This window comes from Oceanimonas sp. CAM02 (assembly GCF_032842915.1).
In the GTDB taxonomy this organism is placed as follows: domain Bacteria; phylum Pseudomonadota; class Gammaproteobacteria; order Enterobacterales; family Aeromonadaceae; genus Oceanimonas; species Oceanimonas smirnovii.
On the sequence record NZ_JAWJBK010000021.1, the window covers coordinates 42997 to 56097 of the forward strand.

11 protein-coding genes are annotated in these 13101 nt (G+C 54.9%); 4 read left to right on the forward strand and 7 right to left on the reverse strand.

Features of this window, described 5'->3' with window-relative positions; all coding sequences use genetic code 11:
- Nucleotides 1–2: 2 nt before the first annotated feature.
- From R0I78_RS06165 to R0I78_RS06190, 6 genes are all read right to left on the reverse strand, one after another.
- The gene (locus R0I78_RS06165; RefSeq protein WP_317074690.1) at nt 3–1901 is read right to left on the reverse strand and encodes a putative bifunctional diguanylate cyclase/phosphodiesterase; all 1899 of its coding nucleotides are present in this window, start codon (nt 1899–1901) and stop codon (nt 3–5) included.
- A complete protein-coding gene (locus R0I78_RS06170; RefSeq protein ID WP_317074691.1) occupies nt 1898–2416 on the reverse strand; it encodes a hypothetical protein in 519 nt (172 codons plus the stop codon). Before R0I78_RS06170 ends, R0I78_RS06165 begins: the two co-directional genes overlap by 4 nt.
- A gap of 140 nt (nt 2417–2556) precedes the next feature.
- Nucleotides 2557–2736 (reverse strand): DUF2256 domain-containing protein, encoded by a 180-nt coding sequence (locus R0I78_RS06175; protein WP_317074692.1) that lies wholly within the window; start codon nt 2734–2736, stop codon nt 2557–2559.
- A gap of 2 nt (nt 2737–2738) precedes the next feature.
- Nucleotides 2739–4682 (reverse strand): bifunctional metallophosphatase/5'-nucleotidase, encoded by a 1944-nt coding sequence (locus R0I78_RS06180; RefSeq protein WP_317074693.1) that lies wholly within the window; start codon nt 4680–4682, stop codon nt 2739–2741.
- Between the two features lie 38 nt (nt 4683–4720).
- Nucleotides 4721–5590, reverse strand: a complete 870-nt coding sequence (gene purU / locus R0I78_RS06185) for a formyltetrahydrofolate deformylase (protein WP_317074694.1) — start codon at nt 5588–5590, stop codon at nt 4721–4723.
- A gap of 93 nt (nt 5591–5683) precedes the next feature.
- Complete coding sequence (locus R0I78_RS06190) at nt 5684–6154, reverse strand: GNAT family N-acetyltransferase (RefSeq protein ID WP_019933993.1); 471 nt, start codon at nt 6152–6154, stop codon at nt 5684–5686.
- Nucleotides 6155–6315: 161 nt separating this feature from the next.
- Here R0I78_RS06190 and R0I78_RS06195 point away from each other — a divergent pair, with 161 nt between their 5' ends.
- A complete protein-coding gene (locus R0I78_RS06195; protein WP_317074695.1) occupies nt 6316–7563 on the forward strand; it encodes a lytic murein transglycosylase in 1248 nt (415 codons plus the stop codon).
- Between the two features lie 174 nt (nt 7564–7737).
- The gene (locus R0I78_RS06200) at nt 7738–9123 is read left to right on the forward strand and encodes an L-cystine transporter (protein WP_019933995.1); all 1386 of its coding nucleotides are present in this window, start codon (nt 7738–7740) and stop codon (nt 9121–9123) included.
- A 38-nt stretch (nt 9124–9161) separates the two neighbouring features.
- Here the strand turns inward: R0I78_RS06200 and rarD are convergent, their stop codons facing one another.
- Nucleotides 9162–10073: an EamA family transporter RarD gene (rarD, locus tag R0I78_RS06205; RefSeq protein WP_019933996.1), complete on the reverse strand. Its 912-nt coding sequence runs from the start codon at nt 10071–10073 to the stop codon at nt 9162–9164.
- A 200-nt stretch (nt 10074–10273) separates the two neighbouring features.
- Between rarD and R0I78_RS06210 the strand changes: the two genes are divergently transcribed.
- Nucleotides 10274–11119, forward strand: coding sequence for a hypothetical protein (locus R0I78_RS06210; RefSeq protein WP_317074696.1), 846 nt, complete (start codon nt 10274–10276; stop codon nt 11117–11119).
- A gap of 49 nt (nt 11120–11168) precedes the next feature.
- Nucleotides 11169–12986, forward strand: coding sequence for a GGDEF domain-containing protein (locus tag R0I78_RS06215; protein ID WP_317074697.1), 1818 nt, complete (start codon nt 11169–11171; stop codon nt 12984–12986).
- Nucleotides 12987–13101 lie beyond the last annotated feature (115 nt).

The following is a 13101-nucleotide window of genomic DNA, read 5'->3' on the forward strand; positions in this document are numbered from 1 at the left end:
ATTCAGCCGGCAGGAGTGTAGCGCTGCTGCCGGTTTTCCTGTAACCATACCGCCACTTTTTCTGCCGGCATGGGTCGTGCCAGCAAATAGCCCTGACCATGGGCACAGCCCAGCTGCTCAAGCCTGTCTCTTTGTCCTGCCAGTTCAATACCTTCGGCGGTGACCGCCATATTCAGGCTGTCGGCCAGCCGAATAATGGCATCCACCATATCCGCCGCACGCTGATCCGTGGTCAAGTCTGCTACAAAAGACTTGTCTATTTTCAGCTTGTTTACCGGCAGCTGACGCAAATGGCTGAAAGAAGAATAACCGGTGCCAAAGTCGTCCAATGCAATTTCCACGCCCAGCTTGCGCAGTGCAGTCAGATTATCCACCGAGCTGGCGGTATCCCACAGGCTGGTGTCTTCGGTAATTTCCAGCACCAGTGCTGACGCCGGCAACCCTACCCGCTGCAAAATGATATTAACGGTACTGGCCAGCTCACCGCTCATAAAAATTTCCGGACTGATATTTACATTTACTTTCAGGTAAGTGTGTCCCTGGCGATGCCACTCCCGCAGCTGCTGACAGGCCGTTAACAGCACCCACTGGTTCAGCACATGGGCCAGGCCATGATGTTCGGCAACCGCAATCACTTCCAGCGGACTGATTTGGCCATGTTCGGCAGAATGCCAGCGCAGCAGCGCCTCAAAAGACTCGATGCTGCCACCTTTCAGACAAAATATGGGCTGGTATAACAGTGTTAACTCGTCATTCTCAATGGCCAGCTGTAACGCCACTGCCAGCTTCTGACTACGCAGCCGCCGTTCATCCATGCCCTGCTCAAACAACTGAAACGATAATCGGGGGTTATGCTTGGCATAATACATGGCGGTATCGGCATGACTTAACAGGTCCGCCATGGAGACACCGTGCTCGGGATAAAGGCTGGAGCCAATGCTGGCTCTGGGCGACAAACAACCGTCGGGCAGACGAATGTCTGCCGACAGTGCTTTCAGCATGGCCTGTGCAAAGCGCTCGGCTTGTTCTCGCCTGGTATAGGGCTGTATCACCACAAATTCGTCGCCACCAAGGCGGGCAACATGGCCCTGCCCTTTCAGCGCCAGCCTCAAACGAGATGCCACCACCTTAAGCACCCTATCGCCCACATCATGACCCAGGCTGTCATTAATGGCCTTGAACCCGTTCAAATCCACCATATGCACCGCCAGCGTAGTGCCTTTGCGCTCGGCCTGTGCCAGCGCGCGGTTCATCATCTGATAAAAGTTAATGCGGTTGGGCAGACCGGTCAGCATATCATGATAGGCCATGTAGCGATTGCGCCGGTTTTCCCGAATCACCAGCCACAGCAGCAGAGCACCACTGACCAGCAATCCTCCCAGATAAATGGTAGAACGCAGTCGGATATCGCCGATAATATCCAGCTGTTGCTGTACATTGGCCCCGGAAAAGCTGTCCACATTAATTTCCCTGACCAGGTGACGATATGGCTCCAGCTCCTGCCTTAGTGCCAAAGCAGTCTGACGGTCATTATCAGCAAGCTGATACACACCGGGCTCCCATTGCTTTAACTGCTCAAAGAGCGCCGTCAGCACTGCCATGACGCCCGGCTGCTCACGCATGGGCCGGCTTTCTTCTCCCTCAATAAGGGTGTTCAGGCGGCTCCACAGCAACTCGAAACGCAGTTGCACATGATCAGCGCCTTTGGTGCCTGCGGTTAATGCGTGATCGAACTTCAGCACTTCCATTTCCAGCTCGGAACTGGCCCAGCCCACCGCCTTGATAGTAGACGAAACATAACCGACTACATCCAGATCCCGGTTGTAGCTGTAAATGGAGCTGACGGTAAACAACAGTGCGGCAACTGTCAGTACCACTATTTTGATTGAGTTTGAAATCACTGAATATCCAGCTGCTTTACCTGCCACACGAGCATTTCGTGATAGCGCTTGGTGTCATATTCAGAATGCTCCGACAGGGGTAACATCACCCAGAGCGGACCTTTATCCCGGACTGTTATGATTTCTCCGTCAAGCCGGGTGCTCAGCAGAAAGGGATGCTTGCGCACCATATTCATGCTGAGATCATTATGATAGTCATTCAAGGCAATAACGCGGACATTTTCTCCTTCAGCCCCGAGATAATTCAGCAAATCGCTCAACAGCACACCACTGAAGTGATGTTTTTGCCCGGTCCAGGGAGTACCGGTAAAAAAGCCATGCTGTGACAGCTGGTCCAGCATCTCGCGGTCAAATATTGCCTTTCCGTTGCTATTGGTGCGCTCAATATTACCGGTCACTGTCAGTATGACCGCCTGTTCAGGCCTGACCAATGGCTGTGCGGCCCACGCGGGCAATGCAGCGCAAAAAACCAGTAATAAAACAAGGCTAAAACTGAAAAGCGGATTGGTTTGCATAGTGTCATCCCTGTCGACTGTGCTGATGTTGTTATTATATCAAAGACTCAAAAGACTATAGTGCAGCACTGAGGATTCGAACATAAACAACAAGCAGCTTGCGGCCAGTACCACGTCCGGATCAGGCCTGGAATAGGCACCTAGCGCATACTTTTATCGCTGTCTGCTGTGTCAGCACCTGACGCAGCAGAGCGCTGCCGGCGACAGCGCTCTGAACAATATTTAACCTGCCCCCAATCTCTAGCCCATTTTTTTCGCCAGCTGAACGGCCGGCCGCACACCAAACAGGTTTTTTGCGGTAAATAGGGTTTCTTGTGCATGATTACAGCCGGTTCAGTGTTACTCCGGTTTCACGCAGCGGTCTTAGCAGTGGCTGCTGATCACGCACATATTCTACAAAGGCGCTGGCATCAGTATTGCATTTTACGCCCTGAGCCCGGCAATTCAGGGGCTGATTAATATAGTGCACTTGAATTGCTCCTCCCGCGGCTTTATCCAGGCGGGCAACCGGAAAAGCGGTTAACTGGCCATTAACCCAGGCCAGATCCGTTCTGTCAGTCAGTACCCGCTGGGCTTCATAGAGTGTATTCCAGCCGTCATTACCCGACGCACTGTAGCCGTTCATCACCACAGTATAACTGGCATTGGGATCCAGCCGTTGCCAGCCCGCGTCGGTATTTACTTCCAGTGAACGCAAAAAACCGGCGTCTTTACGGGTTTCATTAAACTCGTAACGCAGACCCGCCACATAGGGGAAGCGGCCGGTATGAGCACCTTCGGGCAAAGACGCATTAATGGTTTCCAGCAACAGTGCCGCTATTTGCCGGCCGGTTAATGACACCACACTGAGGGGGTTGGCAAAAGGCAGCAACTCTAAAGAGACATTGCCTTCTTTCAGCTCACCGGGTTCCAGGCTGGTGCGTACCGAGCCGGCATTGACCAGTGCAATATCCGCCTTGCGGCCGGCTACCGCCTGCACCTGAGGCGTGTTGATCCAGTACAGCTGGCTGGCTGCCACCAGAGGAGCAACCTGAGACTGAGTGCCATCTCGGGCTGGCAAGCGGCGGTGAGTTAACGTGGCCGGCACATGACCAATGACCTTACCGTAAGCCGCCATCAATGCTGGCCGGTATTGAGCATCAATATGCTCACGCAGTGCTTTATCTTCCTGCACTACGGCCAGACGCGGATCATTGGCAATCCGCCCGTTAAGCGCGGCTTGCTCGTCATCATTCAGCCGGCTGGCGTCAGTTCGACGAATATCCGTATAAAAAAGACCATCGGTAAGCAGGGTATTGTTACCTTCACAGCGGCTGACACGGCCGTCTTTGGTAAAAGTGACCGTTACCCGGCCCATGGCCTGAGCATATTGGCCTGCCTGCACCACACAGGTTTTAGCGCGGCCATCGGGGTTGGTAACCAGCCGGGCATAGTCAGGTTGCTTGCCCATGCCCAGATCGGAAAAATCTCCCAGCAGACTGTGGGAATGACCACCTACAATCACATCGATGCCATTCACACCGGCAGCCAGACGCTGATCCCGCTCCAGTCCAAGATGGGTAACCGCAACAATGTGCTTAACCCCCTGAGCACGCAGCGCATTCACCGTGCTCTGTGCCGCCTTGAGCTCCTGTTCAAACACCAGCTTGCCCGTGTTTGGGGCAATGTCCGGCATGTTTTCAAGGGTCAGTCCGATAATGGCAACCACAGGATCCCGGCCTGCATCCTCCATACTCTCAAGGCGCTCTTTATCGTTACCATCAAGGGAGTAAAGCACATAGGGCAGCAGCCCGGCATCTTTCAGTGCCGGGTCTGTACTGGTATCTATATTAGTGGCCAGCACCGGAAAGTTAACGCTCTGAATAAACTGCGTCAGTCGCTGGTTGCTGATATCAAACTCATGATTACCCAGCACCATGGCATCCAGCCCCAGCCGGCTCAGAATATCCGCATTCATGGCCCCCTGGTTCAGTTTGAAATAGCCAGTACCCTGCCAGGCATCGCCGCCATGAACAAACAGCAGCGGCTGCTGTTGCTGTTTGGCCTGCTCCCGCAGCGTATTAGCCTGTGTCAACAGCCGCGGATGACCGCCCAGACGAGTATAAAGCGGACGGCCGTCCAGGGTGATGGGCGCATCACTGGCATCAAAGTGAGCATGAGTGTCGTTAATATGTGCCAGTGTCAGTGTAAATGGCAGATCCGGCTGCTGACTGGCACAGCCGGACACCAACAGCGCCAGCGCGCCGGTCAGCAACCGTTTGTTCATTAATAAGCTCCCTGAATAAATAATGAGCGCAAGCGCGATCAGCTGGTAAACACCACGGTTTTACCCTGATGCAGAAACACCCTTTGTTCTATGTGATATTGCACCGCCCGGGACAGGGTAATGCATTCTATGTCTTTACCCTTGGCAATCAGCTGCTCGGGATAATGGCTATGATCCACCACTTCCACGCCCTGAGTAATAATCGGGCCTTCATCCAGCTCATTATTGATATAATGGGCCGTAGCTCCCACCAGTTTAACGCCCTTATCATAAGCCTGATGATAAGGGTTGGCCCCTTTAAAGCCCGGCAGCAGTGAATGGTGAATATTAATGGCACGGCCGGTCAGCTCGGCGCTCATGGCCGGGCTCAGCATCTGCATATAACGGGCCAGCACCACCAGATCTGCTTCGCATTCCCGTACTATGCTCATTACTTGGGCTTCCTGCTCGGTGCGGTTATCATCATTTACCGGCAGGTGATAATAGGGAATATGGTGCCAGTCGGCCAGCCGCTGTAAGTCGGAATGATTGGAGATAATGGCAGGAATTTCCATCGCCAGCTGCCCGGTGCGATAACGATACAGCAGATCATTCAGACAGTGATCCAGCCGTGACACCATCACCACCACATTGGGCCGGTATTGGCGGGCAGTAAGTTGCCATTGCATATCAAACCCTTCAGCCCGGGGCGCAAAGCCCGCCCTGAACGCGACTTCATCAAAAGCGTGCTCCGTGGGCGGACGAAATTCAACACGAATAAAAAAGTGGCGGCTCAGCACATCGTCAAAGGTCTGCATCTCCACCACATAGCAGCCCTGCTCGCGCAGATAGCGGGTGACTACATCCACGGTGCCCAGGTTGCCCGGGCAGTGAGCGGTAAGATAGTAGGTGTCTTTTGGCATGGCCACTGAAGGTTCTCCCGGTTTATAAATAACAAGCCGCCTGACGGCGGCGTTATTGTGCGGCAAAGCCAGGCGTTTCGCCAGCCGGGCAAGGGGCGTTCAGCCCAGCTTTTTTTCCATAATAAAACGGGTAAAGGTCAGCCCGGCTTTGCACACTTGCTGCTGGTCTATCAACACAAATCCCCGCTGCTCAAACATGGGGCGCGACAATACGCTGGCATCCGTCGTAAGACAATCCACGCCGCGACGACGGGCTTCCTGCTCAATTTCGCCGCACAAACGGCTTGCAAGCCCCCTGCCCGAGTGCTGCTCAAGCACATAAACCAGTGCCAGATAGTTATCGGGATTCAGGGTAGCAAAGGCCACGGGAATGTTATGCAGCGTCATCACTCGAGTATAGCCACTGCGAATAAGGCGGCTGAAGTTATCCCGATAGAGGTAAGGAAACGCCGCCCACACCTGTACCTGCTCATCGCTGTATCCGCGTCGCCCCTGCCCCATCACGGCATCGTGATAAATCAGCTCCAGGCTGCTGAAATCGGTTTCCTGGTAGTCTCTGCTTAAATACATGACAACTCCGAATACAAGCTCACTCTTTGATAGTGCGCAAATATCATAACAAAGCTGTGTCAGCGGATCTGCGCCTGACCACGGATTTGCGCTATTCTAGCCACTTTCAAATATTTATCGATTCGATAAGCTGTTGTTCATCAGTTTCACGGGAATAAATCATGCTAAAAACCACTCTTGCAGCCAGCCTGGTTGCCGCTGCTTTGCTGGGTGGCTGTGCCAGCCATGCCAGCCCTTCACCACAACCAGCATCTGACTTGCCCAACACCGCCGCTGCCACTACCGCCGAGCAGCAGAATTTTGTTGCCTGGCGCGACGACTTTCGCCGCCGGGCCCTGGCAAAGGGGATTGAGCCATCCCTGTTTGATGCCGCTTTTAACAATATCGACCTGAATCAGCAGGTAATTAAACTGGATCGGGGTCAGGCGGAGTTTACCCGCCAGATCTGGGAATATCTTGATACTGCCGTCTCTGATACCCGTATCAGTACCGGTAAAAGCAAACATCAGACGCTGGCCCCGGTGCTGGCACAAATAGAGCAACGCTATGGCGTGGAAGCTGAAGTGGTGCTGGCGATCTGGGGCATGGAAACCAACTATGGCAGCTATCGCGGCAATACGCCCACCATTGAAGGCCTGGCCACGCTCGCCTTTGAAGGTCGCCGCCGGGACTTTGCCGAAGCGCAGCTGATCGCCGCTCTGCAAATTCTGCAGGCCGGTGATGTGAGCGTAAAAGACATGCGCGGCTCCTGGGCCGGTGCCATGGGCCACACCCAGTTTATGCCCACCAGTTATCTGGAATACGCCCAGGACTTTGACGGTGACGGCAAGCGTAACATCTGGAGTGATGATCCCACTGACGCCCTGGCCTCTGCAGCCTATTATCTGTCCCGCTTCGGCTGGCAGGCAGGCATGCCCTGGGGACTGGAAGTCATACTGCCGGATAACTTTGACTATACCCGGGCAGATCAGCAAAACCGCCGGCCGGTATCCTACTGGCAGCAGCAAGGCATTAAGCAGGCAAACGGCCAGGCCCTGCCAGACATTGGCGAGGCGGCAGTACTGGTACCCGCCGGGGCCAAAGGCCCCGCCTTTGTGGTATTTAACAACTTCTATGTGATCAAGCGTTACAACAATGCCACCTCTTACGCCATGGGCGTAGGACATCTTGCTGACAGAATTGCCGGCAGCAGTGGTTTTAAACAACACTGGCCCCGCCACGAACGTGCCCTCAGCCGTACCGAAAAGCGCGAGCTGCAGCAGCGCCTTACCGAGCAGGGATTTAATACCAAAGGGACTGACGGTGTCATTGGCCCCAACACCATGGCCGCGATTCGGGCCTGGCAACAAGCCAAAGGCCTGACCGCCGATGGTTATGCCAGTGCCAGCCTGCTGGAGCGTTTGCGTTAACTGCTATTCGCGGAGTCTGACACCAGACCCCGCTTTACCAATGGTTATAAATTCTGCAAAAATACCCTTGTTACGCTATTTTTCATAAGCCATAACCAAACGGATTAACAGCACAGTGAATTGTGCTGTTAGCATTACTTGGTTCCCTATATTTTTCTGACATTTGGAGTCTTCATGCTGACCCTGCTCGTCAATCTGACGATCTTTGTGTTGCTGATGCTGGTTCTGGGCAAGCTGGCCCGCCGGGGTCAGTCCCTTTCCCGCCAGGTGCTTACCGGCTTGGTGTTTGGTGTGGCCGCCGGTTTTGCCATGCAGTTGCTGTACAGCGCCGATACCATCACCCGCACCCTGGAGTGGGTAAACGTGGTAGGTGCCGGCTATGTGCGACTGCTGCAGATGATCGTCATTCCGCTGGTGCTGGTGTCCATTCTGGGTGCCGTAGCCCGGCTGCATAACGCCACCTCACTGGGCAAAATCAGTGTAATGACCCTGGGCATATTGCTGTTTACCACTGCCATTTCGGCGCTGGTGGGCGTGTTCGTCACCTATTCCTTTGGTCTGAGTGCCGCCGATCTGGTGCAGGGAGCCCGTGAACTGGCCCGTGCCGAGCATCTGGAAGCCACCGTGGCCAGTGTGGCGGACTTGTCTGTGCCGCAACTGCTGGTGTCTTTTATTCCGCGCAACCCCTTTGCCGACATGACAGGTGCCAGCCCCACTTCCATTATTGGCGTGGTGATTTTTGCGGTGTTCCTGGGACTGGCCGTACTGACCCTGCTGAAAGACGAGCCGGACCTGGGCAAACGTGTGGTGGGCGGCATTGAAGCCCTGCAGGCCTTGATTATGCGGCTGGTGCGGCTGGTGATGAAACTGACCCCCTTTGGCGTAATGGCGCTGATGACCAAGGTGATTGCCGGCTCCAACCTGCAGGATGTGGTCAGTCTGGCCGGCTTTTTGGTGGCGTCTTACCTGGCTATTGCCATTATGTTTGTGGTGCACGGTGTGTTGCTGAGCATCGCAGGTGTCAATGCCAAGCGCTTTTTTACCAAGGTATGGCCGGTACTGGCGTTTGCCTTTACCAGCCGCTCCAGTGCCGCCACCATTCCGCTGAACGTGCAGGCGCAAACCCAGAAACTGGGCGTGCCCGAGAGCATTGCCAACTTTTCAGCCTCTTTTGGTGCCACCATTGGTCAGAACGGCTGCGCCGGCATTTATCCGGCCATGCTGGCAGTGATGATAGCCCCCACCATGGGCATTGATGTGCTGGATCCCTTGTGGCTGGCCACCCTGGTGGGCGTGATCACCCTGGCGTCTTTCGGCGTGGCCGGTGTGGGCGGCGGTGCTACCTTTGCGGCCCTGATAGTGCTGCCCATTATGGGCATGCCGGTGGCGCTGGCGGCCCTGCTGATCTCCATTGAACCGCTGATCGATATGGCCCGCACCGCCCTCAATGTGAACGGCTCCATGACTGCCGGCACCATCAGCAGCAAGCTGCTGGGGCAAACCGACGAAGCCGTGTTTGCTGCCGATAACGACAGCGAGCGGGCACCGGCCACGGCCTGATAACAGGGTTAATAAAAAAGCGCCTGACGGCGCTTTTTTTAGGTCTGATGACGGGCACTTTGACGGAACGGATAGCGGCGAAAGGCCAGCATTTTGCGCACCCCTTCCAGGATCAGCAGCCCCACAGCAACCCAGATGGCAATAAAGGTCACCCACTCTTCATCGGCAATGGTTTCTCCCAGTACCAAAGACACCACCACCAACAGCACCGGCTCCACATAGCCTAACAGGCCAAACAGACTGAATGGCAGCTGACGGCTGGCAAGAATATAACAGGCCAGTGCCAGGGCGCTGATCATACCCAGACCCAGCACCAGAATATACAGCACCGGTCTGTCGGCAAAGGTGGCAAAAGGCGAGCCGGATGCCATCACAAACCAGGCCGCCACCGGCAACATCAGCAGCATATCGCACCAGAGGCCGCCCAGATTGTCGTTTCCGAGCCAGCGCCGCCAGACAAAATAGAGCGGATAACCAATGGCAACGACCATGGTTTCCCATGACACGCCGCCTGCATGCCAGAGCTCATTACCAACCCCGAAGGCGGCACAGGCCACCGCCAGCCACTGCAGCCGGCTGGGCCGCTCCTGATATAAAAACCGGCCAACCAGTACCAGCACCAGTGGCATCATAAAATAGCCGAGCGACACTGCCAGCCCCCGGCCATTAATGGGTGCCCACATAAAAATCCACAGTTGTACTCCCACCAGCGCCGAGGAGAGCGGCAGGCCAACCCAGATTACCGGACGGGTTTTCAGCTGAGCAAGCAGCGCAGTTACCAGTCGCCAGTCTCCACTGTACAGCAGAAACAGCCCCAGGCAGGGCATGGTCAGCAGCATGCGCCAGCCAAATACTACCTCTCCGCTCATGGGTGTCATCAGGCTGGCATAGTAATAAAGCAGCGCAAATAACACCGACGAAAACACCGATAATGCAACCCCTTTGGCCACTCACTCACCTCCTTTATTCATATAAGGATAAAAAATACGCGCGCAGCTTATCAGCTTTACGATGAAAGAATGACCTGATTTAAAAAATAAAAGCAGACATATTTATTGCTTATAATGCTTATTAACAGCAGGCCTTATTGATTAACAGTGCCTTTACAGAAACTTTGAAAGCCATCACTTTTTCAGGCAGGAGCCACATCATGCAGCGCATCATCATTACTATGTGTTTATTACTGCTGACCGCCTGTGCCGGAGCCGGTGACCGGCGCTTGATGCTGATGCCGGTAGCCGGCTTTCCGTCTGACCTGCAGGAAAGCTCCGGCCTGGTGGCCCTGAACGGCGGTTTTGTCAGCCATAACGACAGCGGCAATACGGCCGAGCTGTTTATGCTTGACGACAAGGGCCGGCTGCTCAGCCGTATGCCGGTGGCCGCCAGCAACCGTGACTGGGAAGACATTACTCAGAATAACAATACCCTTTATATTGCCGATACCGGCAACAATGGCGGCAAGCGCCGGGATCTGCGCGTGCTGGCGGTGCCGGTAAACGGCGGTGATCTCACAGAGTTGCCGGTCCGTTACCAGGAGCAGCACAACTTTCAGCCCCCTTCCCATCAGCATAATTTCGATGCCGAAGCCCTGGCCATGGTCAATGGCGAGCTCTGGCTGCTGACCAAACGCTGGCTGGATCAGCACAGCGCCATTTATCGTCTGATACCAGATTCACGGGCCACCGAAATCACCGAATGGCAGCGGCTGAATACGCAAATGCTGGTTACCGGTGCCGACTTTGATACCGCCAGCCAAACCCTGCTGCTGGTGGGATACAGCCGCAACCTGTGGGACAGACGTGCCTTTGCCTGGGTCTATCCGGTGCGTGATAACAGAGTGGCTGAAGCAGAAGGAGTCCGTTTTCGGCTAAACGAAACCGGCCAGTTTGAAGCCATCGCCCTGGGCAAAGACGGTCATCTGTATTTCACCCGGGAAGGCACAGGGCCACAGCTTTATAAAAGCCGGCAACCTCTGCAGGCACTGATATCTTACTGACCCATAAACAGGGCACTGTCATATCAGAGTCATAACAGTGCCATAGAGTGTGCTTATCAACAGTTACACTTCCATTAACGTTATGCTCACTCTTTCCGTCCCTGGCAGTCCTATCAACGAGCTGATTGCTGAACAGCGCCTGCGCCCCGTGTTTCAGCCCATTATTGACGTGCGGGCCCGGCGTATTTTGGGTCATGAGGCCCTGATCCGCGGCCCCGAAGGCCACGCACTGGAAATGCCGACGGCGCTGTTTGCCGAGGCACGTCAGTCTAATCTGCTGTCGGAGCTGGATCTGGCCTGCCGCCGGGCCGCATTACTGCAATATCACCGGCTGGGCATGAGCGGCAGCCTGTTTGTGAATGTGAATCCCAATGTGTTGCTTGATCATCGCCACCCCAAAGGCTCTACCCGCCGTCTGGCTGAGGCGCTGAAAATCGCTCCCGAGCAAATTGTGATTGAGCTGTCCGAGCAGGATGCAGTGCAAGACACCAACGGCCTGAAAGCCGCGCTGACACATTACCGTCAGCTGGGCTTTCGCGTGGCCATTGATGATTTGGGTGCCGGTTATTCCGGGCTGAAACTATGGTCGGAGCTGCAGCCCGACTTTGTAAAAATTGACCAGCATTTTATTCAGCGGCTGGATCAGGATCCCGTGAAGCGGGAGTTTGTACAGAGCATAGTGGCGCTGGCTCGCAGCATGGACTCAAAAGTGATAGCCGAAGGCATTGAAACCCGGGCCGAGCTGGAGCAATTGCAGGCCATGGGCATATATTATTGCCAGGGGTTCTGGCTGGGCCGGCCCGCGGCCGAGCCCATCAGCGAGGTGCCCGGTTATGTGCCCAAAAGCACCGGTCAGTTGCTTTCGCATAGTCAGGAAACCATAGAGTGCCTGATCCGTAATGCCGTCGCCATGGATATTAATGACCCGCTGGAAAAGGCCTTTGAACGGCTGCGGGCTGATGACAGACTGCACTCCATTCCAGTACTGGCGCAGGGCATGCCGGCAGGCATGTTGCACCGCGCCCGGGTAATGGAGCTGTATTCCACTCCTTTTGGCCGGGCACTGTATGCCAATAAACCGGTGGCGCGGGCCATGGACAAACACCCGATCATCGTTGACCGGCATACGCCTCTGGAGCAGGTGAGTTACCTTATTACTGACGATGACAACATGGGCACCCATCAGCATTTTATTGTGACCAGCAACGGCCATTACCATGGCCTCGGGTCGGTGCGCGGTCTGTTACGCACCATGACCGAACAGCGTTTAATGCAGGCCCGCTATGCCAATCCGCTTACCCAGCTGCCGGGTAACGTGCCCATCTACCGAAAGATTGATCAGGCATTGCAGCAAGCGCAGCCGTTTTATGTGGCCTATTTCGATCTTAATCACTTCAAGCCTTACAACGATGTGTATGGCTATGCCCAGGGCGACAAGGTGCTGCAATGGGTAGCTGAGCTGCTGCAACAAATTATAGGAAAGCAGGATCAGTTTCTGGGCCATGTGGGGGGTGACGACTTTGTAGCGGTATTTGATGCAGGTTGTGACTGGCAAAGCCTGTGTCATGAAGTGATCAGCCGCTTTGATGAGGAAATTATCGACTTTTACCGGCCCGAAGACCGGCTGCGCCGGGGCATGGTCGCCCGCAACCGCAATGGTGAGCTGCAGTGCTATTCACTATTGGGCATTGCCATTGGCGTGGTGCAGCCGGATCCGCAATACTGCCATTCGCACGGCGATGTGGCGCTGCTGGCCAGTTCCGCCAAGCAGGCAGCCAAACAGCAGGAACAAAGTCATTTTTGTTTCAGTGCAGACAGACGTCCGCAACAAATACGCAGCAGAGAGCTAAAAGTACCCTGCTGTTAACACCCGCTGATCGCAAATATTGCCGCCAGTAAATATTGAGCCAGCGCCAGGGGCGCAGTTTGCGGCCTCAATAAAAAAGCCGGGCCAACAGCCCGGCAAACAGTTTGCTAAACGC

Coding starts and splice junctions, on each gene's coding strand:
- R0I78_RS06170 (WP_317074691.1), bottom strand. CDS start 2,416: ATGCAAACCAATCCGCTTTTCAGTTTTAGCCTTGTTTTATTACTGGTT.
- R0I78_RS06175 (WP_317074692.1), bottom strand. CDS start 2,736: ATGCACAAGAAACCCTATTTACCGCAAAAAACCTGTTTGGTGTGCGGC.
- R0I78_RS06180 (WP_317074693.1), bottom strand. CDS start 4,682: ATGAACAAACGGTTGCTGACCGGCGCGCTGGCGCTGTTGGTGTCCGGC.
- R0I78_RS06190 (WP_019933993.1), bottom strand. CDS start 6,154: ATGTATTTAAGCAGAGACTACCAGGAAACCGATTTCAGCAGCCTGGAG.
- R0I78_RS06195 (WP_317074695.1), top strand. CDS start 6,316: ATGCTAAAAACCACTCTTGCAGCCAGCCTGGTTGCCGCTGCTTTGCTG.
- R0I78_RS06200 (WP_019933995.1), top strand. CDS start 7,738: ATGCTGACCCTGCTCGTCAATCTGACGATCTTTGTGTTGCTGATGCTG.
- R0I78_RS06210 (WP_317074696.1), top strand. CDS start 10,274: ATGCAGCGCATCATCATTACTATGTGTTTATTACTGCTGACCGCCTGT.